Raw genomic sequence first — 21,622 nt, forward strand, 5'->3', positions numbered from 1 at the left:
GTGATACGGGTCACAAGGACGGTGCGGCAGGGTTGCATCGGATTGCACCGACCTCACCTCGGCGCCGCGCAGCCTCCCGAGGACACCCGATTAGCAGGTCAGCGGGCCATCCGGTAGAGTTCCATAAGTTGTCTCGGCGAGGGTGAACCAGAAGTTCCAATTGGCTGGCTCACCGTGATCGACGCGGCGACGGCTCTGCTCGAGCGTTTCGCTCCTGGCCGTCGCGTGTTCGTCCCTCGTCGACTCGAACCGCCCGCCAGTTACCACCGTGAGTTGTAGGAGCCGTTTCACCATGTCTGACGAAAATCGCCTCGTAGCCGCCGTGCGCACCGAGTTCGGCAAGGGCGCCGCCCGCCGCGCGCGCCGCGACGGCCAGGTCCCCGCAGTCCTGTACGGCCACGGTGAGGACCCCCGCCACCTGAACGTCCCCTCCCGCGACTTCGCCGCCATCCTGCGCGCGCACGGCACCAACGCCATCCTGACCCTCGACATCGAGGGCAAGGAGCAGGTCGCGCTCACCAAGTCGGTCGTGGTTCACCCGATCCGCAACTACATCGAGCACGCCGACCTCCTCGTCATCAAGAAGGGCGAGAAGGTCACCGTCGACGTTCCCGTCGTCGTCACCGGTGAGGCCGCTGCCGGCACCCTGGTCGCGCAGGACGCCGCCACCATCTCCCTCGAGGCCGACGCGCTGCACATCCCCGAGCAGATCGAGGTCTCGGTCGAGGGCCTCGAGGTCGGCACCCAGATCCTGGCCAACCAGCTCGAGCTGCCCAAGGGTTCCACCCTGCAGGCCGACGAGGAACTGCTCATCGTCAACGTCGTCGCAGCCCCGACCGCTGCCGACCTCGAAGAGGAGACCGGCGAAGCCGCGGCCGAGGCCGAGGCTCCGGCCGAAGAGGGCGCCGAGAGCTGATCCTCTCGCAACCGCACTGATGTCGGCGGCGCGTCGTCCCGGATTGTCCCGGGGTGACGCGCCGCTGTCGTCTGACACGACCCCCTCACGCATGGAAGGACCCTGTCGGTGAGTGAAGACACCGCTCTGGTGGTGGGCCTGGGCAACCCAGGACCGCAGTACGAGAAGACCCGGCACAACGTCGGCTTCATGGTGGCCGGCGTGCTGTCCGCTCGCATGGGTGGCAAGTTCAGCGTGCACAAGAAGAGCGGCGCCGAGATCGTCCAGGGCCGACTCGAGGGCCGTCCGACGATCCTCGCCAAGCCGCGGTCGTTCATGAACCTGTCCGGTTCCGCCGTTGCCGGCCTGGCCCGGTTCTTCTCCGTCGATCCGGGCAACATCGTGGTCATCCACGACGAACTCGACCTCGACTTCGGGACCATTCGCCTCAAGCAGGGCGGCGGCGAGGGCGGACACAACGGACTGCGGTCCATCTCGAGCGCACTCGGCACCAAGGACTATCTGCGCACCCGCGTCGGGATCGGCCGTCCCCCCGGACGGATGGATCCGGCGTCGTACGTGCTGAAGCCGTTCTCCTCGGTGGAACGCAAGGAACTCGACCTGGTCTGCGAAGAGTCGGCCGACGCCGTCGAACTGGTCCTGCGCGTCGGGCTCGAGGCCGCGCAGAACCGCCTGCATTAGGCGCTTCGCGCCCGTGAGTGGTTAACGAGTCTGTGGACTCTCCAACCACGCACGGGCGCGAAGCGCCTAGCTGACCAGATTCGCCGACGTGGCGCGGCGGAGTTTGCCCGACGACGTCTTGGGAATGCTGCCGGGGCCGAGGACGGCGACGGTGCGGGGTCGTACGCCGACCTCGGAGAACACGGCGTGCACTACCTCGTGCTCGATGCGCTTGACCACTTCGGGGTCCTGGTAGTCGTTGGTCTCCACCGCGACGGCGAAACTTTCCCGCTTCTGCCCCGCGTCGAGGCGCACGGCCACCGCGTTGCCGGGACGCACGCCGGCGACGGTGCCCGCGGCCCGCTCGATATCGGTCGGGTAGATGTTGCGGCCGCCCATGATGATGACGTCCTTGACGCGACCGCACACGACGACGAGGCCCTCTTCGGTGAAGTAGCCGACGTCGCCGGTGTTCAGCCAGCCGTCCGCGTCCTGCGCGGGCTTGTGCCCGTCGACCGTGATGTAGCCGGGTGTGACCGCCTTGCCGCGGACCTCGATGATGCCGACGCCGCGGGTCGGGAGCAGCTCACCCTCGCTGTCGACGACGCGACCCTCGAGGTTCGGCACCATCTTTCCGAGGGTGGCGAGGGCACGCGCGTTCGGCTTGCTCGACGGGACGGCACGCTGCATCGCCTCGAGGAGATCCGGGTCGACGAGGTCGAGGACCTGGCCCTGATCCGGATCCGGAATGGAGACGGCGAGGGTGGTCTCGGCCATGCCGTAGACGGGGGCGAGTGCCGACGGGTTCAGGCCGAAGCGGGCGCCCGCCTCGGCGAGCTTGTTCATCGTCTCGGGGTCGACGGGCTCGGCACCGTTCCACATGTACCGGACGGTGCTGAGGTCGACGGCGCCGTCCTCCGCCTGCTTGAGGCGGCGGGCGAGCAACGAGTACGCGAAATTGGGGGCGGCGGTCACCGTGCCCTTGTACTTGCCCATCAGCTCCGCCCACAGCAGCGGCGTGCGGAGGAAGTCCATCGGGGTGATGCTCACGACCTCCGCGCCGACCTGCATCGGAACGCTGAGGAACCCGACCATCCCCATGTCGTGGAACAGGGGCAGCCAGCTGATCATCACGTCGTCCTCGATGGAGAACTTGATCCGGTCGATCATGGCGTAGGCGTTGGTGTAGAAGTTCTCGTGCGTGACCTGCACGGCCTTGGGCGAACCGGTGGAACCGGACGTGAGCTGCTGCAGTGCGATGTCGCTCTCGAACGTTTCGACCGGGTCGGTCTCCGTGCCCTCGTTCAGCTCGGCCACCGTCACCACGGTGATGCCACGCTCCTCCAGCAGCGGCTTGGCGGCGTCGAACGGCGCACCGAGGATGACGGCTTTCGCCTGAATCATGTTGATGACGGTCTCGGTGTCCTTGGCCCACACGGCCAGGTCGGTGCGCGGCGTCGGCTGATGCAGCATGGTGACGGACGCCCCGCGCATCCAGGTGCCCTGGCAGGAGGGTGCGATGTCGACGGGCTGACCGGCGAGGATGCCGATGGCGTCGCCGTGACCGATACCTGTCTCGGCGAGCGCACCCGCCATGCGGCGCGCGGCCTTGTGGATCTCGCCCCACGGCTGCCGCAGCGGCGCGTCGGGCTCACCCGTGTTGAGGCCACGGGTGCTGCTCGCCGCGGTCGCGTACATCTCGTCGGTGAACTTGCTCACAGTCTTCCTCCTGCACATACGGGTGTCCGAACGCAGAAACGGTGAACTCCGGAGCGCCCCGACGACTCACCCATATAAATCCCTCACCGGCCTCCGATCGTTACTCCTCCCTGGATGTGACTGTGCTGCGAGTACGTGTTCGGTACCCGAGTAACCTGGTATGCGGCCACACGGCCTTCCTGCACGCATCCCGTCCCCCGAGAGGTTCTTCGTTGACTACCCCGTCCGACTCGGCCGACACCATTCCAGCCGAGGCGGCGCCTGTCGCCACATCCGGCTCACCGGAGGGGAAATCCGAGAAGGGTGTCCGGGCGGAGGCGTCGCGCCGCCGCACGTTCGCCGTGATCTCGCATCCCGACGCCGGTAAGTCGACGCTGACGGAGGCTCTCGCGCTCCACGCGAAGGTCATCTCCGAAGCGGGCGCGGTCCACGGCAAGGCGGGCCGCAAGTCGACGGTGTCCGACTGGATGGAGATGGAGAAGGCCCGCGGCATCTCGGTCAGCTCCACTGCCCTGCAGTTCAACTACCGCTCCACCGAGGCGTCGGCGGACGAGCCGGTCGACAACGTGATCAACCTGGTGGACACTCCCGGTCACTCCGACTTCTCGGAGGACACGTACCGCGTCCTGACGGCGGTCGACGCCGCCGTCATGCTGATCGACGCCGCGAAGGGTCTCGAACCGCAGACGCTGAAGCTGTTCCAGGTGTGCCGTCACCGCGGAATCCCGGTGATCACGGTCATCAACAAGTGGGACCGGCCGGGCCAGACGCCGCTCGAGCTTCTCGACGAGATCCAGGAACGCATCGGTCTCACCCCCACTCCCCTGTACTGGCCCGTCGGGATCGCCGGCGACTTCCGGGGCCTGCTGCGGCGCGGCGAGGACGGTGCCCCGCGGGAGTACATCCGGTTCACGCGTACCGCGGGTGGTGCGAAGATCGCCCCCGAAGAGGTCATGGATGCCGACGCCGCTCTCGCGAAGGAGGGCTACGAATGGGAGACCGCCGCGGAGGAGAGCGAGCTGCTGTCGGCCACCGGTCAGGACCACGACCAGGAGCTGTTCCTCGGCGGCCAGACGTCGCCGGTGATCTTCGCGTCGGCGATGCTCAACTTCGGTGTCCGCCAGATCCTCGACACGCTGGTCGAGCTGGCGCCGCCGCCGCGCGCCCGGGAGGACGTCGCCGGCGCCCCTCGCGAGGTCACCGACCCGTTCAGCGCGGTCGTCTTCAAGGTCCAGGCAGGCATGGACACCGCGCACCGCGACCGGCTGGCGTTCATGCGCATCGTGTCGGGCGTGTTCGAGCGCGGCATGGTGGTCACCCACGCCCAGACCGGTAAACCGTTCACGACGAAGTACGCGCAGACCGTGTTCGGTCGCGAGCGTTCGACCGTGGAATCGGCGTACCCCGGCGACGTGGTCGGACTGGTCAACGCCACCGCGCTCGCCCCCGGCCACACCCTGTTCTTCGAGAAGAAGGTGGAGTTCCCGCCGATCCCGTCGTTCGCGCCGGAGCACTTCTCCATCCTGCGGGCCGAGAGCGCGGGCAAGTACAAGCAGTTCCGGCGGGCCGTGGATCAGCTCGATTCCGAGGGTGTCGTGCAGATCCTCCGCAACGACCTGCGTGGCGACGCCTCCCCGGTCATGGCGGCCGTCGGCCCGATGCAGTTCGAGGTGGTCGCGGCGCGGATGAAGGCCGAGTTCAACGTCGAGGCCCGGATGGAACCCCTGGGCTACGCGTTGGCGCGGCGCACCGACGCCGAGTCGGCCGACGAGCTGAACCGTCAGCGCGGCGTCGAGGTGTTCACCCGCTCGGACGGGGTGATGCTCGCTCTGGTCAGCGACAAGTGGCGCCTGCAGTACATCCAGAAGGAGCTGCCCGAGCTCACGCTCGAGCCGCTCGTGGCCGCCGCGGACTAGCGTCTTCTACTACAGCGTCTACATAGATCTCACACTCTCCGCCACTGGCGCAACGGATAGTTGAGATGGATGTGTGTCACGGCTACCTGTATCACCGTGCGGTGGTGCGGGTTTGACCGTGTCCCACACCGACGCTCGTGGTGCAGGAACATGCTGTTTCGGAGTCACCTCCATCCGCGGTGTCACGGTGGGCAGGCTGCGGCGGACCCGGCGCACCACATCACCGGGGCGATCCCCCGACATCGACGACCTCGTCACCGAACTGGGCGAGGTGCGCAACCGCGGGTGGGCCCTGGAACGGGAACAGGGGACGGTCGGCGTGGTGTGTATCGCGACCGTCGTGCCCTACCGGATCCCCGCCACCGACGCCCTCAGTGTGTCCATGCCCGCCGAGGTCGCGTCGTACCCGGGTGAGCTGGAGCGGATCGCCGGCGTGCTCACGAAGCACGCGTCCGCCTGGGCCCGGGAATTGAGGGCCGAGGGGGTCCGGTGAGCCGTTGAGGTGTGCGGCCCGCCGGACCCTCCTGGTAGCTTTCAGGTCGAATCGAGCACACTGACGGGCTTTGCGCGGTACCCGTTTGGCCACGAGCAGGAAGCGACACGATGGAGAACGGCATTTCCACCAACGGATCGGGCAGCAACGGCTCCGCCGGCACGGGTTCGGCGTCGGAGTCCCCCTTCGCCGAACCGAGCACGGGCGGGCTGACCGGCAGCAATGGCAACGGCAAGTCCACGGCCAGCTCCGCCGAGAAGTTCACCTTCCCGCTGCCGACGCGCAGCTCGGGTTCGCACAGCACCGAGGAGCCGGCCGAGGCCTCCGACACGACGGCGTCGCCCGCATCTCGTGGACGCACCGTCATGCGACGCAACGCGATGGGAGTGGCAGCCGTGCGAGTCGCGGGCCGTCTTGCACACACCGAACTGCTCGAGGAGCACCAGGCTTCGGCGAGCAGTCACTCCGCCGATCCCACGGTGGACGCCGACGAACTGCTGGCGCTGCTCGGCGAGTACCTCGTCGCGGCCGGGTTCGAGCGCCCCGAGATCCACGCGAAGCTGAACGGCCAGTCGATCGTCGTCGACCTGCGCTCGCCGTCCGCGACCGCACGCTGACCCCCGCCGCCGGGCGCGGTCAGGGCCACAGCACCTCGCGGATCCACCGGCCGGACTCGCGGCGGTAGAGCTGGCGCACGTGCCTGCGCCCGGCGTCCGCCTGCCAGAACTCGACACTGTCGGGGACGATGCACCATGCCCGCCAGGTGCCCGACACGAAGTCGGGGTCGGCCTCGATGCGGGCCACCGCCGCCGCGACGGCCCGTTCGTAGTCGGCGGGATCGTCCAGGACCTCGCTCTGACGACTGGCGGCTGCCACGGCCCGCGCGGTGACCGACCGTTCGCGGAAGTCGCGGGCGGACAGTGCCGGATCGCCCTCGACGACGGAACCGCGCACCCGCACCTGCCGACCCTGTTCGCGCCAGTAGAACGACAGTGCCGCAACGGCATTCGTAGCAAGTTCACGACCCTTCGGTGAGCGAGTGTCACCCGAGAACCAGAAGCCCTGCTCCGTGACGTCCTTGAGGAGCAGGAAACGCGCGTCAGGATTGCCGTCGGCATCGACGGTCGACAACGCAGCCGCGTGCGGTTCCGGAACACCGGCCGCCGCAGCCTGCGTGATCCAGTCGAGAAACAGTGTGGTCGGCGCATCCGGAAGCGCGTCGACGGGCGGAGGTGTCTCGCCGCCGAGTCCGGGCAGGGCGCGAATCCATGCGCGGGTGTCCGGAAACGACGATCGGTCGGGTGTTGTCGGCATGCGCCGACAGTAGCTGCGCCCGGACCCTCAGGCCGACGCGGCCGGATCCGTCGGCCCCACCAGCATCCAACGGTGGCCGAACGGATCGATGAGTGTCGCGTTGCGGTGTCCGTGCCCCTCCGAGATCCACCGCTCCACCGTGCCGCCGGCGTCGCGGGCACCCACCAGGACGGCATCGGGGTCGTCGACGGACAACATCAGACTCACCGACGTCGAACCGGATTCCGGCGCGGTCAGGCCCATCTCGGGGAATTCCTCGGCGAGATAGATCATGCCGGTCGGCAACCGCAGTTCCGCATGACCGACCCGGCCGTCGTCCATGACGATCGGCTCACCCACCACCTCGGCGCCGAATACCTTGGAATACCACTCGATCGCCTCGACACCCCGCCGCACGGTCAGGTACGGCAGCGCGCCGGGAACAGGGACGTCCGGAGCCATCGTCACCTCCCAGTGTCCGCGGTGCGTCGAGTCCCAGTGTGCTCCCTCAGGCTGACGCCGGAGGTTGCAACATCGCCCACTTGTTGGAGGTGAGCCGGAAGCTCGGGAAGTCGGAGAGCGCCGCAACCGATTCCCAGGTGCGTTCGTAGCCGGTGTGCGTGATCCGCCAGTTGCCGTCGGGGCACCGAAGATAACGATCGTGATAATAGGCAGACCCGCGCAGCAGCATGCCGTCCTCGGGAATCAGCGTGGTGTCCGCGAGAAACCACACCCCTACCGCGGTGTCACCGGTCACGGTGATCTCGGGTTGGCCGCACTGATGCTCGGTGATGACGTGGGTCCCGAGAGTGTTCTCGAGGAAGGACACGAACGAGTCACGGGAATCGAACGTGAGGTATTCGCTGTACGTCGCCGTGACGTCCGGGACCATCGTGTCGGCGAACTCCACCCACGACTTCGTGTCGAGAGCACGTGAGTAACGGTGCTTGAGCTGCTCGATCTGTTTGATTGCTTCGAGATCCATGACCCCCGCCTCCTGTGCAGCGAACATGCAAGCCCTGGACTGCAGATTAGTCGGATAATCTGCAGGTTCGCCTTGGTTTCCCCCGTTTTGCCCGGATCATGCATATTCAGGCCGTGATCCGGGACACGAAAAGGTTACGAAATGACTGCATGGCCTGCGCACCCGCATACCAGTCACACTACCTTAGGCTACCCTCACCTGGCGAGGCCCGGGGCCGCCGGCCTCCGCGGGCCCGAAGATTTCGCACCCCCGAGCATCGGCATTCCAGTTCTACTGCTACACAGAACCTTTCGAAATCCGGTCAGGATTGCTGTGACCCCGGATCCACAGGTATCTCGTCCGGCGCTATGGTGACGCTGACGTGGTCACGCGAGAGGGGAATCCATGGATCCGACCCGCATACCGGTGATCGTCGGAGTCGGCGACATCCGCTCCGGCCGAGCAGGCGATCCGGCAGCCCCGCGTGAACCGCTCGACCTGATCACCGACGCCGCGCGCGCCGCTCTCGCCGACAGCGGGTCCGCTACCCTCGGCTCCCGGATCGACGCGATCCATGCGGTGAAGACCGTCAGCTGGTCGTACGACGACCTCCCCGGACTGCTGGCCGCCCGGTTGAATCTGCCGTCACCACGATCGAGCACGTCCCCGATCGGCGGCCACTGGCCCGCGGCGTTCCTCGACCGCATCGGCGACGACATCGCCGCGGGCCGGTCGTCGGCGGCGCTCCTCGTCGGCGGCGAGGCGCAGGCGACCATGACGGCGCTCCGGAAGTCGGGCACCGATCCCGCGTCACTGGGCTGGGCGTCGGCGCCGGGCGGTCCCCCCGCGTTCGACCCGGCGGATCTCGGGAGTCCCGCGATGCAGCGCGCCGGCCTGATCGTTCCGACCCGGGTGTACCCGTTGTTCGAGAACCGGGTGGCGCACGAGTCGGGTGTCGGACCCGATCAGTCGCTGGCCGAGTCGGCCCGGATGTATTCGGCGTTCTCCGAACTGGCGGCGAAGAACCCGGCGTCGTGGACGTCCGAGGTGTACTCCGTTCAGGAGATCGCCACGGTGGGTCCGGGCAACCGGATGGTGTGCGAGCCGTACCCGTTGATGCTCAACGCCATGCCGTTCGTCGATCAGGCCGCCGCGGTGCTGGTGTGCTCGCTGGCCGTCGCGCGGGACCACGGCGTTCCGGAGGATCGCACGGTGTACCTGTGGGGCGGCGCGGGAGCCGCCGACCCCGTGGACGTACTGAGCCGCAACGGTTTCGGCACGTCCGCCGCGATGACGAACGCGGTGCACCGGGCACTGTCGCGGGCATCGATCGACGCCTCGGCACTCGACATCGTCGACGCGTACAGCTGCTTCCCGGTGGTACCGAAGCTACTCACCCGCATGCTCGGCCTGCCCGAAAGCATCGTGCCGAGCGTGACGGGCGGCCACTCGTTCTTCGGCGGTCCCCTCAACAGCTACACCCTGCACTCGATCGCCGAGGTCACCCGCCGACTGCGGGAAGGCGCGGGACCGGCCCTGGTCCACGGCAACGGCGGCTATCTGACGTACCAGCACGTCGTGTTGCTGGCAGGCGCCCCGCACCCGGGTGGATACGTCGGCGATCCGGAGCCGGTGCAGCTCGCGTCGGAGGCGCCGGAACTGGTCACCGGCTACGAAGGACGAGCCGACATCGTCACATCCACGGTGGAGCACGGGCGGGACGGCGCCCCCGCGACCGGCTTCGTCGTCGCGCACACCCCCGACGGCCGGCGCCTGGCCGGACACACAGGCTCCGAGGAGGCGCTCGCACTGTCCGCGTTCGCGCAGACCCCGGCGCGGTCGGTGATCGGGCGGTCCGTTGACGTCACGGATCGCGACGGCATCCTGTCGCTGCGGTTCTGACCGGCCGGGGACGCTAATCCAGTTCGGCGGCCAGCGCCATCCACTGTTCCTCGGTGGCTTCCTTCTCCGCGACGACCTGCTTGAGTTCGGTGTCGAGCTTCTGCAGCTTGTCCGGATCGGTGGCCGCCTCCGCCAGCTTCTCGTGCAGCTTCCGTTCCCGGTCGTCCAGCTTCGCCACGGCCCGCTCGAGACGCGACAGTTCCTTGCGCGCGGCGCGTTCGGCGGCCCCGTCCCGCACCTGCTTGGGGGCCGACGCACCGGTTGCCGTCGACGCCACCGACGGCGCGCCGGTGTCGACCATCTTCGCCCGGCGACGCAGGTAGTCCTCGATCCCACCAGGCAGGTTGGTCAGCTTACCGTCGCCGAACAACGCCCACGTGGAGTCACAGATGCGTTCGATCAGGTACCGGTCGTGGCTGATGACGACCATCGTGCCCGCCCAGCCGTCGAGGATGTCCTCGAGTTGCTGCAGCGTGTCGATGTCGAGGTCGTTGGTCGGCTCGTCGAGCAGCAGTACGTTCGGCTCCGACATCAGCACACGGGTCAGCTGCAGCCGGCGACGCTCGCCACCGGACAGGTCACCGACCGGTGTCCGCTGCCGCGCCGGCGTGAAGCCCAGCCGTTCGGCGAGCTGCCCGGCCGACACCTCCTTGTCGCCCAACGTGATCCGCTCGGCGACGTCCTTGACTGCTTCGAGCACCCGCATGTTCGTCGGCAGATCGTCGAGTTCCTGACGAAGCCAGCCGATGTGCACCGTCTGTCCCTGGATGCGCTTGCCCGACGCCGGCGAGATCTCCCCGGCGAGCGTGCGCAGGAGGGTCGTCTTGCCGGAGCCGTTGACGCCGACCAGGCCGACCCGCTCCCCCGGCGCCAACCGCCACGTGAGGTCGTCGACGAGCACCCGGCCGTCCGGCGTCTCCAGGCGCGCATCCTCGAGTTCGATGACGACCTTGCCGAGCCGGCGCTGCGCGAACGACGCCAGCGCGACGTTGTCGCGGGGCGGTGGGACGTCCGCGATCAACGCCTCGGCGGCCTCGATCCGGTACTTGGGCTTGGACGTGCGGGCGGGTGCACCGCGCCGCAGCCAGGCCAGTTCCTTGCGGGCGAGGTTGCGGCGACGTTCCTCGGACGCGTCGGCCTGCCGGGAACGCTCCGCGCGGGCGAAGATCCAGTCGTTGTATCCGCCCTCGTAGCTTTCGACCTTGCCGCCCACCACTTCCCACGTGCGGTTGGCTACGGTGTCGAGGAACCACCGGTCGTGGGTCACGACCACCAGCGCGCTGCGACGGCCGACGAGATGTTCCGCCAGCCACTGCACACCTTCGACGTCGAGGTGGTTGGTCGGCTCGTCGAGCACCAGCAGGTCGAGGTCCTGGACGAGCGCGGCGGCCAGTGCGACGCGTCGCCGCTCACCACCGGACAGCCCGTCGACCGACACTTCGAGGCCCAGGTTGTCGATGCCGATGCCGGCCAGGATCGACCGGATGCGGGCGTCGCCCGCCCACTCGTGGTCGGCCACCCCGAGCGGTCCGAGCACCACGTCGCCGACGCTCGAGCCGGGCGGCAGTACGCCACGCTGGGTCACGACCGCCATGCGCAGGCCGCCGACCCGGCTGACACGCCCGGAATCGGGCGCCTCCACGCCGGCCAGCACCTCGAGCAGGGTGGTCTTGCCACCACCGTTGAGGCCGACGACGCCGATGCGTTCGCCTTCCTGGACTCCGAGCGATACCGAATCGAGCAGCGGCTTGATGCCGAAGGACTTCGATACCTGCTCGAGATTGATCAGATTCGCCATCAGTGCGATCCCTCCGCCGCGTCGTTGATTATTCGGGCGCCCGGTACGGGTCCGCTGGCGACCCGCACCGTGCGACACACCCCCGCACCTGCGAGTTCTGCGCTGACCCGGACCGCGGCATCCGCTTCAGCACAAAGAAAGGCACAGGTCGGACCGGACCCGGAGACGATTCCGGCCAGTGCGCCCGCCGCGACCCCGGCTCGCAGCGTCCGCCGCAGGCCCGGATTCAGCGACAGCGCGGCCGACTGCAAGTCGTTGCCCAGCAACGGGGCCAGCGTCGCGGCGTCGCCCGTCGTGAGCGCGTGCATCAGGTCTTCGGGTCCGCCGAGTCGCGGCGGATTCCCGTCGGCACGCAACCGGTCCAGCTCCCGGAACACGGTCGGTGTGCTCAAGCCGACCTTCGCGAGCGCGAGCACCCAGTGGAACGTGCTGCGGGAGAGCACCGGCAGAAGTCGCTCGCCGCGTCCCGTGCCGACCGCGGTGCCACCGTGGAGGGAGAACGGAACGTCGCTGCCGAGCTTCGCGGCGAACCCGTCGAGTTCCTCCCGCGACAGGTCGAGTTGCCACAGCGCGTTCAGCCCGACCAACGTCGCCGCGGCGTCCGCGCTGCCGCCGGCCATGCCCCCGGCCACCGGGATGCCCTTGTCGATGGCGATCTCGACGTCCGGGCGCCGCCCCGACTCGGCCGCGAGCATCTCGGCGGCCTGCCACACGAGGTTGCTGCTGTCGGTCGGCACGACGCGGGCGTCCTCACCGCGGACCGTCACCGACAGCGTCTCCGCGGGGACCACCGACACCGTGTCGCTGAGCGAGAGCGCCTGGAACACCGTGTTCAGCTCGTGATAGCCGTCGTCACGCAAGTCCCCGACGGCCAGATGCAGATTGACCTTGGACGGGGCCCTGACTACGACGGGGCGAGGAACGACGGAAAGCACAAGGGTAGAGCTTAGGCGCTCCCGGTACGGGTGCGGAAATGCGCACCATCACGCACTTTGCCGCTCACCGCGTCACAGGCGCGGGCCGAGCCGGGTGGTGAGGCTGCCGCCGCGGGCGAGGGGCAGACGGGTCCGCGCCGACCGGATGTCACCGGTGACGTCCGCGACCCGGTCGTCCGGGTACCGCAGTTCACTCGTGACGGCCGCGGGGCCGTCCAGAACGTCGTGCGAAACGGTGCCGACGCCGAGTTCCAGCTGGTGACGGAGCAACGGCAGGGCGCCGAGGTCGGCGTTGGTGACCCCGACCCAGCGTCCCGCGCTCTCCCCCGCCCGGCCGATCTGCACCCGCTCACGCAGCAGCAACGTCGACGACTCGGTGAGGGACACCGTCGTCTCGACGCGATGCTCCGCGCCGCCCGCGATCACCGTGGGTTCGAGCGCGCAGTCGAGCACGGCGTCGTCCTCGACCTCCACCGACCACTGCGCAGTGGACAGCACACGACCCCGACCGGGCAAGGCAAGCGACGCGGCGACGCTGCGCAGCGTCAGCCGGGCACCCGGCAGGACCCGGACGGTGATCTCCCAGTGATCGCCGCCGAGCGGGGTCGCGGCGGTGCCGATCACGTGGACCGTGTCGCGGCCGGTGATCCGCGCCGCCAGTCCCCCGACCGCGGAGATCCGCGGACTGCGGTCGGGGGACGCGACGATCGTCAGTTCGGTGCGCACTACTGGTGCACGTCGGCGAGGGTGCGCACCTGCTCGCGCACCCACTCCAGAGCCGGTCCGGACGACGGGTCCTCCGTCAACGAGATCAACGCCGTGGGCCGTCCCTCGCGGACCCGCTCGGCGTCGCGGCGCATCACCCCGAGGTCGGCTCCGACCATGGGTGCGAGGTCGGTCTTGTTGATGACGAGGAGATCCGAGAACGTCACACCGGGGCCACCCTTGCGGGGAACCTTGTCACCACCCGCGACGTCGACGACGAAGATCTGCACGTCGATCAGGCCCGAGGAGAACGTCGCGGTGAGGTTGTCGCCACCGGACTCCACCAGGATCAGATCGAGCGGCGGGTTGGCCGCGATCAGGTCGTCGATGGCGTCGAGGTTGGCGGTGATGTCGTCGCGGATCGCCGTGTGGGGGCACCCACCGGTCTGCACGGCGGCGATCCGCTCGTCCGGCAGCACGGCGTGGCGGCGCAGGAAGTCCGCGTCCTCGGTGGTGTAGATGTCGTTGGTGAGCACGGCCAGCGACAACTCCTCGCGCAGTTGCCTGCACAGCGCGGCGACGAGCGCCGTCTTGCCCGATCCGACGGGCCCACCGATCCCGATCCGGACCGGCTCCCCCGCCACCCGGACCCGCCGGGGACGGTCGTGCTGGTGGTCGTGGGGTTCACCATCGATGAAATGCGGTGGCATGGTTGATCTCTCCTTACTGGGATACAGCTGAGTGTCACGACACGAACAGGGGGCGATCCCGCAGAACGTGCCGCTCGGCGACGACATCCATGAAGGGGTCGGACACGCTGGACAGTCCGGTCACGCACCGGCCTGCGACGTCGTCGCACAGGTCGGACAGTGCGAACGTGCACGCGGCGACCTGCGCGGGATCGAGAGCGAGCAGACGCTGCGCGGCGATCGCGGACCCGGTCATGGTGGTGTACACGACGACCAGCGCCGCCTCCCGCGGTTCGACCGCGGTGACGGATCCCACCACCCCCGACACCACGGGCAGGTGCGGGCGTGTGCCCAGCGGCGACCAGTCGTGCTCCGGCCACGTGGTGCGGGCCAGCCGCAGCAGACCTCTCCCCTGCGCCCGCGACGACGCCCGCGCCGCCGGGGACGGGGTTCGCGCATCCATCTCGGCGTCGGCGTGTTCGGCGGTGAGCCGGCCGGCGCACACCGCCGCGGTGATCGATCCCCCGACGAGCCCGGCGGTCCGTATCCGGCGACGCAGGAACGCCTCCATCGTGGCGACGTCGCGGACGACACCGCTGGCGACGGCCTCCTCGATGCCGCCCGAATGCACGTGGCCGCCCGTGGGCAGCCGCGAGTCGGCGAGAGACATCAGGTGAGCGAGGCGCATCAGAACAGGAAGTATCGCTGGGCCATCGGCAGTTCCGCCGCCGGTTGCTCTTCCCACACGTCGCCGTCGATGCGGACCGTGAACGTGTCCGGGTCCACCTCGATCCGCGGCTGCGCGTCGTTGCGGGGCATGTCCGACTTGCCCCGCGACCGCACGTTCGCGACCGGCACCAGTCGACGGCTCAGGTCCAACCGATCGGCCAGTCCGTCCTCGAGCGCATGCGGAGCGACGAAGTGCACGGACGTGGCGGCCGCCGCCTTGGGCGCCGCCCCGAACATCGGACGCGGAAGCACCGGTTGCGGAGTCGGTATGGACGCGTTGGCATCGCCCATCGCGGCCCACGCGATCATCCCGCCCTTGATCACCGCGTGCGGCCGGACACCGAAGAACGCCGGATCCCACAGCACCAGGTCGGCGAGCTTGCCGACCTCGACCGATCCGATCTCGTCCTCCAACCCGTGCGCGACGGCAGGGCAGATCGTGTACTTCGCCACGTACCGCTGGACGCGCTGGTTGTCGGCGCCGTTGTCGCCGGGCAGGAATCCCCGTCTGCGTTTCATCACGTGCGCCGTCTGCCACGTGCGCAACACGACCTCGCCGATACGTCCCATCGCCTGCGAGTCGCTGCCGATCATGGAGATGGCGCCGAGGTCGTGGAGCAGATCCTCCGCCGCGATGGTGGAGGGCCGGATGCGGCTCTCCGCGAACGCCAGATCCTCCGGGATCTTCGGGCTCAGATGATGGCACACCATGAGCATGTCGAGATGCTCGTCGAGTGTGTTGACCGTGTGTGGCCGGGTCGGATTGGTCGAACTCGGCAGAACGTTCGCGTGCGCGGCCACCGTGATGATGTCCGGCGCGTGGCCGCCGCCCGCCCCCTCCGTGTGATAGGCGTGGATCGCCCGTCCGGCGATGGCCGCGAGAGTGTCCTCGACGAAACCGGCCTCGTTCAACGTATCCGAGTGGAGGGCCACCTGCACTCCCGCGGCGTCCGCGACGGTGAGGCACGCGTCGATGGCGGCCGGAGTCGAACCCCAGTCCTCGTGCAGCTTGAACCCGGAGACGCCGCCGCGCAACTGCTCCCACATCGACTCGGAGCTGACCGTGTTGCCCTTGCCGAGCAGCGCGATGTTCATCGGCCAGCCGTCGAGTGCCTCCAGCATCCGGGCGGTGTGCCACGAACCAGGGGTGACGGTGGTGGCCTTGCTGCCCTCGGCGGGGCCGGTGCCGCCGCCGATCATCGTCGTGATGCCGCCACCCAGCGCCTCGTCCATGATCTGCGGGCAGATGAAGTGCACGTGGCAATCGATACCGCCGGCCGTGAGGATCTTGCCGTTCCCGGCGATGATCTCGGTGGACGGACCCACCACCAGATCGGGGTGGACACCCGACATCGTGTCGGGGTTGCCTGCCTTGCCGAGCGCGACGATGCGTCCGTCCCGAATACCGACGTCCGCTTTGATGATTCCCCAATGGTCGACGACCACCACGCCGGTGATCACCGTGTCGGGGGCGCCCTCGGCGCGGGTCGCGCGACCCTGACCCATGGACTCGCGCAACACTTTTCCGCCACCGAACACCGCCTCGTCGCCGGCCAGCCCCGGCCCACCGCTGCGGTCCTCGGTGATCTCGATCAGAAGGTCGGTGTCGGCGAGCCGGATGCGGTCACCGGTCGTGGGACCGAACAGCTCGGCGTAACGTGCGCGGCTGAGTTCGGTCATGACGCGTCCAGCTTTCCGGGAGGAGTGAGGCTCAGCCCGTGCACCTCACGGGTCCCGCGCAGGGGGACGAGTGAAATTGTCTGCGCGATACCCGGTTCGAAGCGCACCGCGGTGCCGGCGGGAATGTCCAGCCGCAGCCCGTGGGCGGCGGAACGGTCGAACTGCAGGGCGTGATTGGCCTGTGGGAAATGAACGTGACTCCCGACCTGGACCGGGCGGTCACCGGTGTTGACCACCTCGAGTTCGGTGCGGGGAGAACCCTCGTTGAGCTCGATCACGCCCTCGGCGCACACGACTTCACCTGGAATCACGGTCACCCCTACGCAATCGGATCGTGGACGGTGACGAGCTTGGTTCCGTCCGGGAACGTGGCCTCCACCTGCACGTCGTGCAGCATCTCCGGGACGCCTTCCATCACGTCGGACCGGGTGAGCACCTCACGACCGGACACCATCAACTCCGCCACCGACCGGCCGTCGCGGGCCCCCTCCAGGATGTGATCCGTGATGAGGGCCACCGCCTCCGGATGGTTCAACACGAGGCCGCGTTGCCGGCGCCTGCGCGCGAGTTCCGCGGCGTAGCTCAGGAGCAGACGCTCCTGCTCGTGGGGCGACAAGCGCATATGTCCTCCTGCGGTCGGTGCGTCGCAATACTGCCACGAACTGCAGTGTGGCACCGCCCACGCCCGGAACGGCCGCCGTTCTCACCGCGGAAACATTCGTGACACGAACCCGTCACAGCACCTTCCTAGCGTTCCCCCAATGGCCATCTCCACTGACGCCCATCCCCCACCCGGCGGCGACGTGTCGACAACCGGGACGCGATCGCCCTGGTACACCAACCTGTTCGTCCAGCTTCTCGTCGGAATCGTCGGCGGCATCACTCTCGGCTGGCTGTGGCCGACGGTGGGGTCGGAGCTCAAACCGATCGGCGACACGTTCGTCAAGCTGATCAAGATGCTCATCGCGCCGTTGATCTTCACGGTGGTCGTCACGGGAATCGCCAAGGTGGGCGACGTCAAGGCCGTCGGACGCATCGGGGTGAAGGCACTGATCTACTTCACCGCCGTCACCGGGTTCGCGCTGCTCTTCGGACTGGTCATGGGCAACATCGTCAAGCCCGGCGCCGGATTCGACATCGACCCGGCCACTCTCGCCGACGGTACCGAGCAGATCGCGGAGAAGACCGGCGGTGGCGAACTCCCCGGCGCCGTCGAATTCCTCATGGACATCGTCCCCACCAGTGTGGTGGGCGCGTTCGCCGACAACATACTTCTGCAGGTCCTCTTCTTCGCGGTGCTCTTCGGCATCGCGCTGGCCAAGTACGGCGAGCACGGTCCCCCGCTGGTCCTCGAACTCGTCGACCACCTCAGCCACATCATCTTCATGATCATCGGCTGGATCATGCGGCTCGCCCCGATCGGCGCGTTCGGCGCGATGGCGTTCATCATCGGCCAGTACGGAATCTCCACACTCGGCAGCTTCGCCAAGCTCATCGCCTGCTGCTACCTCGCCGGAGCGCTGTTCGTCCTCGTCCTCGCGCTGATCGCGAAGGTCGCCGTGGGACTGAACGTCTTCACGTTCATCCGCTACACCAAGGAGGAGTTCGGTCTCGCGCTGGGAACCGCATCGTCCGAGGCAGTGCTTCCCCGCATCATGACCAAGCTCGTCGGCGCCGGGAACTCACAGGCCGCGACCGGGCTCGTGGTGCCGACCGGATACTCGTTCAACCTCGACGGGGCCGCGATCTACCTGTCCATCTCGACACTGTTCCTCGCCCAGGCCACCGGCCACGACCTGTCCGTCGCCGACCAGCTCGGCGCGCTGTTCATCCTGCTCCTCACGTCGAAAGGCATGGCAGGCGTACCCGGGTCGTCGTTCCTCGCGCTGTCGGCGACCGCGACCGCGCTCGGAATCTTCCCCGTCGCGGCGGTAGCGGTGCTGCTCGGCGCCGACCGGATCATGGACTCGATGCGGGTGTTCGTGAACCTCCTCGGCAACTGTGTCGCCACGTTCGTCGTCTCGAACTGGGAAGGCCAGCTCGACAAGCAGAAGATGCAGGACGCCGTAAACGGAAGGCTCAGCCCCGGCGGCGCGGATCCCGTCGCGCAGCCGCCGGTCGTGGCCGAGTACGAGTCGCGTCAGTAGCCGGCGGGAATGCCGAAGACCCTGATCGCGTCGCGGTACATGCCGAGTTGCTGATCCTTGGTCAGCGGCATGACTTCGGCGATCAGCTGACCGGCACTGGTGATCGCGCTCATCGCCCCGACCACCGGCAGTCCGGCGACGTTGAAATCGACCGTTGCCCTGCGGATGTGGTTGGCCGACGTCACGATGATCGCACCCCCCGCGCCGAGCGAGCGCGCGAGCGGAACGGAGTTGAGCGCGTTGCCCACCGTCGATCCGGCACGATGCTCGGGGTGGATGCGTTGCGCCGGGACACCGTGCGACTGCAACCATCCCTGCATCGCGGCCGCCTCGGTGATGCCGTTCTGCGGGTTGCCGCCGGTGACGATGATCGGCGACATCGGCGAGGCCCACGACTGGACGAGCGCGGCCTGCAGGCGGTTGATCAATTCCGGTCGCATCGCGCCGTCGGGTAGCAGTCCGTAACCGAGGACGATGATCGCGGTGGACGGACCCTGGATGGCCGGAAGTGGGTTCGGGGGCGTGAACGACGCAATTCTGATCGCGTTCAGCATCCCGTCGACGCCGGCGCGCATCCCACCGTCCATCGCGCCGAGCCGGGCGAGCGCGGTCTCCCGGGTGACCGGGTCGCCCGCGGCGTCGGCGTAGATGGCCTGCAACGCCAGCGCATTGGTGTCGCCGGGTTCGCCGGCGACGGCGCCACCGATGTCCGCCAGGGCGCCACGGGTGTCACCCGCGGCGAATCTGCCCTGCGCGCTGTTGAAGAGGTCGGCGGCCGAGGCGGATGCCGTCGCGGTGGTCGAGACCGCCAGAGCCAGGCAGAAGGCGGTGGTCATGACGGTGGCGAGCAGCGCCCTGACTGCTGAAGAAATGGGCCGAACACGAAACTGCGTCACGCTGAGACCTTTCCGTCGGATTTTCACGAAGTACACATGCGATGGTCCGTGGAGCGTCGGCGCCAGTGTAGTGACACTCGTGGGGCTGGTGGGAAAATCGTTACTTACCGTTACCCGCAGTCGATAGAGGACCGAAGATGTCCTCTATCGATGGCATTCTGGGACGCATGCGGGAAACTTCGGCACGACTCCTCCGGCTACTGTCGCTGCTCCAGACCCGAAAGGACTGGTCCGGGGCAGAACTCGCCGACCGGCTCGGCATCACCCCACGCACGGTCCGGCGAGACGTGGAGAAACTCCGCGACCTCGGGTACCCCGTCGACGCGACCGTCGGGGTGGGCGGTGGCTACCAACTCGGCGCGGGCGCGGAAATGCCGCCCCTGCTCCTCGACGACGAGGAAGTCCTGGCCGTCGCACTCGGCCTGCAATCCGGTGCGACCGGGTCCGTGGTGGGCATCGGGGAGGCGTCGATGCGAGCGCTCACCAAACTCCGGCAGGTGATGCCGTCCCGTCTGCGGCACCGCCTCGAGGCGCTGCAGGTCGACGTGGTCCACCGCGAGCCCGCGAAGAGCGCCGTCGACGCGCAGATCCTGTCCGCCGTCGCCTCCGTGTGCCACAACCACGAACGACTCCGGTTCGACTACCGCACCCACGACGGCACCGAGAGCCGGCGTGAAGTGGAGCCGTACCGTCTCGTCCGATCCGGGCTGCGCTGGTACCTCGTCGCCTGGGACCTCACGCGCGCCGACTGGCGGTCGTTCCGCATGGATCGCCTGACACCCAAGATCCCGACAGGACCGCGGTTCGCGCCCCGCGAACTACCGCCCGGCGGCGCCGCCGAATTCGTCGCACGCGGCATCAACCGCGCCGTCACCCGGATCCGCGCACGGGTGCTGCTGCACGCGTCGATCGACGAGATGGCGACCCTGGTGCACGAAGACTGGGGAACCCTCGAAGAAATGCCCGACGGACGATGCGCGGTCGCGCTCGGCGGCGACTCCGTGCCGTCGATAGCCAACTGGCTCAGCGCATTCGGCGTCGACTTCACCGTCCTCGACCCTCCTGAGCTGCGCGAAGAGTGCCGGCGGGTGGGTGAGCGCCACCGCCTCTTCGCCGACCGCTACGGTAACGCCTGACCGAGACGCCGTTCAGCCGTCACCGTGGACCGAAAATCTGTGGGAACCGAACGGTCCTGCGCGGCGTCCAACCAGGTGACGACAGAAAGGGCGGGGTAGTCGGGGATGCAGCACACGATTGTCGAGGAGGGGCGCGCGCGGGCGCCTGCGGGGACGGGAACAGTCGGGAAGGTGCTCGTCGGGGGCCATCTGGCGCTCGCGGGCGCGACGGTGGTGATCATGGCGTTCTCGCTGGCGTTCGTGTGCACCCTCGACAACGGAACCCAGCCGTGGACGTGGCCGAGCAGGTACTCGACGGCTTGGTTCGTCACCGCGACCATCCTCGCCACCACACTGTGGGCGCTCTTCGTGACGGGTGTGGTGATCTTCTCGTCGAGGCCCCGGCGGGCGCTCGGCACGGCCACGTTCTTCGTCGCCGCGGCGCTCGGAGCCGCTGCGGTGATCGGGCTGTTCGGTCCGTCGGAGAATTCCGCACTGCAACTCTGGCTGGTCTGCGCCATGAATCTCGGGTATCAGGCCGCTCACCTGCGGTCGGCGTAGCCGGTCGGAAACGAGTCAAGGCCCCACTCTGACGAGTGGGGCCTTGCTCGAACGTCATGTCCCGGCGAACCGGGAAGTCATGGCCGTTCTCAGATCAGGGTGACGCCGGTGGCCTGCGGGCCCTTGTTGCCCTGGCCGATCTCGAACGAAACGCGCTGATTCTCCTCGAGCGTGCGGAAGCCGCCGCTCTGGATCTCCGAGTAATGGACGAACACGTCAGCGCTGCCATCCTCGGGGGCGATGAAGCCGAACCCCTTCTCGGAGTTGAACCACTTCACGATGCCCTCTGCCATGTAAATCTCCTCTAACACAGTAACTTCTTCAAGCAACCGGCTCGGTTACCTGGGTCATTGAACACGACCGTCTATGACAATTCCTGTGGAGGACGTCCAAACGCTCGCAACCATCGATTTGCGAGCGTGGGAAACACAAACACAAAACTTACGACCTCCAATAGTGAACCACACATCCGGCCGGTTGTCTCCCCCGGGCCGAACTCGCGCA

Annotated in this window: 23 protein-coding genes and 1 pseudogene; 9 read left to right on the plus strand and 15 right to left on the minus strand. The window is 68.2% G+C overall.

Annotation, left to right across the window (positions count from 1 at the left end; all coding sequences use genetic code 11):
* Nucleotides 1–292: 292 nt before the first annotated feature.
* Both JVH1_RS07845 and pth read left to right on the plus strand, forming a co-directional pair.
* Complete coding sequence (locus JVH1_RS07845) at nt 293–916, plus strand: 50S ribosomal protein L25/general stress protein Ctc (RefSeq protein WP_009478948.1); 624 nt, start codon at nt 293–295, stop codon at nt 914–916.
* Nucleotides 917–1,024: 108 nt separating this feature from the next.
* Complete coding sequence (pth, locus tag JVH1_RS07850) at nt 1,025–1,597, plus strand: aminoacyl-tRNA hydrolase (RefSeq protein WP_009478947.1); 573 nt, start codon at nt 1,025–1,027, stop codon at nt 1,595–1,597.
* 66 nt (nt 1,598–1,663) lie between these two features.
* Here pth and JVH1_RS07855 read toward each other — a convergent pair whose 3' ends face one another.
* Complete coding sequence (locus tag JVH1_RS07855) at nt 1,664–3,295, minus strand: fatty acyl-AMP ligase (RefSeq protein WP_009478946.1); 1,632 nt, start codon at nt 3,293–3,295, stop codon at nt 1,664–1,666.
* A gap of 212 nt (nt 3,296–3,507) precedes the next feature.
* On the opposite strand from JVH1_RS07855, the gene JVH1_RS07860 reads away from it, so the two are divergent.
* Nucleotides 3,508–5,211, plus strand: a complete 1,704-nt coding sequence (locus JVH1_RS07860; RefSeq protein ID WP_009478945.1) for a peptide chain release factor 3 — start codon at nt 3,508–3,510, stop codon at nt 5,209–5,211.
* 18 nt (nt 5,212–5,229) lie between these two features.
* Here the strand turns inward: JVH1_RS07860 and JVH1_RS07865 are convergent.
* Nucleotides 5,230–5,424, minus strand: a pseudogene (locus JVH1_RS07865) (DNA-binding protein); the annotation flags it as partial.
* Between JVH1_RS07865 and JVH1_RS07870 the strand changes: the two are divergent.
* Together JVH1_RS07870 and JVH1_RS07875 are read left to right on the plus strand one after the other, a co-directional pair.
* Nucleotides 5,399–5,704, plus strand: coding sequence for an IclR family transcriptional regulator C-terminal domain-containing protein (locus JVH1_RS07870; RefSeq protein ID WP_272943943.1), 306 nt, complete (start codon nt 5,399–5,401; stop codon nt 5,702–5,704). The pseudogene JVH1_RS07865 and the gene JVH1_RS07870 sit on opposite strands and share 26 nt — an antisense overlap.
* Before the next feature lie 110 nt (nt 5,705–5,814).
* Nucleotides 5,815–6,321, plus strand: coding sequence for a hypothetical protein (locus JVH1_RS07875; RefSeq protein WP_009478943.1), 507 nt, complete (start codon nt 5,815–5,817; stop codon nt 6,319–6,321).
* A 19-nt stretch (nt 6,322–6,340) separates the two neighbouring features.
* On the opposite strand, the gene JVH1_RS07880 is transcribed toward JVH1_RS07875, so the two are convergent.
* Genes JVH1_RS07880 through JVH1_RS07890 form a run of 3 tightly spaced genes read right to left on the minus strand, consistent with a single transcriptional unit; the run spans nt 6,341 to nt 7,982 of the window.
* Nucleotides 6,341–7,018, minus strand: a complete 678-nt coding sequence (locus tag JVH1_RS07880) for a pyridoxal 5'-phosphate synthase (RefSeq protein ID WP_009478942.1) — start codon at nt 7,016–7,018, stop codon at nt 6,341–6,343.
* Nucleotides 7,019–7,045: 27 nt separating this feature from the next.
* The gene (locus tag JVH1_RS07885) at nt 7,046–7,459 is read right to left on the minus strand and encodes a glyoxalase/bleomycin resistance/extradiol dioxygenase family protein (RefSeq protein WP_009478941.1); all 414 of its coding nucleotides are present in this window, start codon (nt 7,457–7,459) and stop codon (nt 7,046–7,048) included.
* Nucleotides 7,460–7,505: 46 nt separating this feature from the next.
* Nucleotides 7,506–7,982 carry a nuclear transport factor 2 family protein gene (locus JVH1_RS07890; protein WP_009478940.1) on the minus strand — a complete coding sequence of 159 codons (477 nt, stop codon included), beginning with the start codon at nt 7,980–7,982 and terminating at the stop codon, nt 7,506–7,508.
* A 384-nt stretch (nt 7,983–8,366) separates the two neighbouring features.
* On the opposite strand from JVH1_RS07890, the gene JVH1_RS07895 reads away from it, so the two are divergent.
* Nucleotides 8,367–9,863 carry an acetyl-CoA acetyltransferase gene (locus tag JVH1_RS07895; protein ID WP_009478939.1) on the plus strand — a complete coding sequence of 499 codons (1,497 nt, stop codon included), beginning with the start codon at nt 8,367–8,369 and terminating at the stop codon, nt 9,861–9,863.
* 13 nt (nt 9,864–9,876) lie between these two features.
* Here JVH1_RS07895 and JVH1_RS07900 read toward each other — a convergent pair whose 3' ends face one another.
* The 8 genes from JVH1_RS07900 to JVH1_RS07935 form a co-directional block, all read right to left on the minus strand.
* Nucleotides 9,877–11,661, minus strand: coding sequence for an ABC-F family ATP-binding cassette domain-containing protein (locus JVH1_RS07900; protein WP_009478938.1), 1,785 nt, complete (start codon nt 11,659–11,661; stop codon nt 9,877–9,879).
* Complete coding sequence (locus JVH1_RS07905; RefSeq protein WP_007300086.1) at nt 11,661–12,596, minus strand: 4-(cytidine 5'-diphospho)-2-C-methyl-D-erythritol kinase; 936 nt, start codon at nt 12,594–12,596, stop codon at nt 11,661–11,663. The genes JVH1_RS07900 and JVH1_RS07905 overlap by 1 nt, the downstream gene beginning before the upstream one ends.
* Before the next feature lie 72 nt (nt 12,597–12,668).
* Nucleotides 12,669–13,322 carry an urease accessory protein UreD gene (locus JVH1_RS07910; RefSeq protein WP_009478936.1) on the minus strand — a complete coding sequence of 218 codons (654 nt, stop codon included), beginning with the start codon at nt 13,320–13,322 and terminating at the stop codon, nt 12,669–12,671.
* Complete coding sequence (gene ureG, locus JVH1_RS07915; RefSeq protein ID WP_009478935.1) at nt 13,322–14,011, minus strand: urease accessory protein UreG; 690 nt, start codon at nt 14,009–14,011, stop codon at nt 13,322–13,324. The genes JVH1_RS07910 and ureG overlap by 1 nt, the downstream gene beginning before the upstream one ends.
* Nucleotides 14,012–14,045: 34 nt before the next feature.
* Nucleotides 14,046–14,678, minus strand: coding sequence for an urease accessory protein UreF (locus JVH1_RS07920; protein ID WP_009478934.1), 633 nt, complete (start codon nt 14,676–14,678; stop codon nt 14,046–14,048).
* The gene (locus JVH1_RS07925) at nt 14,678–16,399 is read right to left on the minus strand and encodes an urease subunit alpha (protein WP_009478933.1); all 1,722 of its coding nucleotides are present in this window, start codon (nt 16,397–16,399) and stop codon (nt 14,678–14,680) included. Before JVH1_RS07925 ends, JVH1_RS07920 begins: the two co-directional genes overlap by 1 nt.
* Nucleotides 16,396–16,710, minus strand: coding sequence for an urease subunit beta (locus JVH1_RS07930; RefSeq protein ID WP_029539516.1), 315 nt, complete (start codon nt 16,708–16,710; stop codon nt 16,396–16,398). The genes JVH1_RS07925 and JVH1_RS07930 overlap by 4 nt, the downstream gene beginning before the upstream one ends.
* An 8-nt stretch (nt 16,711–16,718) precedes the next feature.
* A complete protein-coding gene (locus tag JVH1_RS07935) occupies nt 16,719–17,021 on the minus strand; it encodes an urease subunit gamma (protein WP_005238744.1) in 303 nt (100 codons plus the stop codon).
* 139 nt (nt 17,022–17,160) lie between these two features.
* Here JVH1_RS07935 and JVH1_RS07940 point away from each other — a divergent pair, with 139 nt between their 5' ends.
* Nucleotides 17,161–18,546 carry a C4-dicarboxylate transporter DctA gene (locus JVH1_RS07940; protein WP_009478931.1) on the plus strand — a complete coding sequence of 462 codons (1,386 nt, stop codon included), beginning with the start codon at nt 17,161–17,163 and terminating at the stop codon, nt 18,544–18,546.
* Here the strand turns inward: JVH1_RS07940 and JVH1_RS07945 are convergent.
* The gene (locus JVH1_RS07945) at nt 18,540–19,382 is read right to left on the minus strand and encodes a YdcF family protein (protein ID WP_043781811.1); all 843 of its coding nucleotides are present in this window, start codon (nt 19,380–19,382) and stop codon (nt 18,540–18,542) included. The genes JVH1_RS07940 and JVH1_RS07945 overlap by 7 nt on opposite strands.
* A gap of 227 nt (nt 19,383–19,609) precedes the next feature.
* Here JVH1_RS07945 and JVH1_RS07950 point away from each other — a divergent pair, with 227 nt between their 5' ends.
* Nucleotides 19,610–20,578: a YafY family protein gene (locus tag JVH1_RS07950; RefSeq protein WP_029539518.1), complete on the plus strand. Its 969-nt coding sequence runs from the start codon at nt 19,610–19,612 to the stop codon at nt 20,576–20,578.
* A 105-nt stretch (nt 20,579–20,683) separates the two neighbouring features.
* Nucleotides 20,684–21,118 carry a hypothetical protein gene (locus tag JVH1_RS07955; protein WP_043781808.1) on the plus strand — a complete coding sequence of 145 codons (435 nt, stop codon included), beginning with the start codon at nt 20,684–20,686 and terminating at the stop codon, nt 21,116–21,118.
* Between the two features lie 89 nt (nt 21,119–21,207).
* Here the strand turns inward: JVH1_RS07955 and JVH1_RS07960 are convergent, their stop codons facing one another.
* Nucleotides 21,208–21,411: a cold-shock protein gene (locus JVH1_RS07960; RefSeq protein WP_005255446.1), complete on the minus strand. Its 204-nt coding sequence runs from the start codon at nt 21,409–21,411 to the stop codon at nt 21,208–21,210.
* Nucleotides 21,412–21,622 lie beyond the last annotated feature (211 nt).

The organism is Rhodococcus sp. JVH1, assembly GCF_000280725.2.
GTDB lineage: Bacteria > Actinomycetota > Actinomycetes > Mycobacteriales > Mycobacteriaceae > Rhodococcus_F > Rhodococcus_F jostii_A.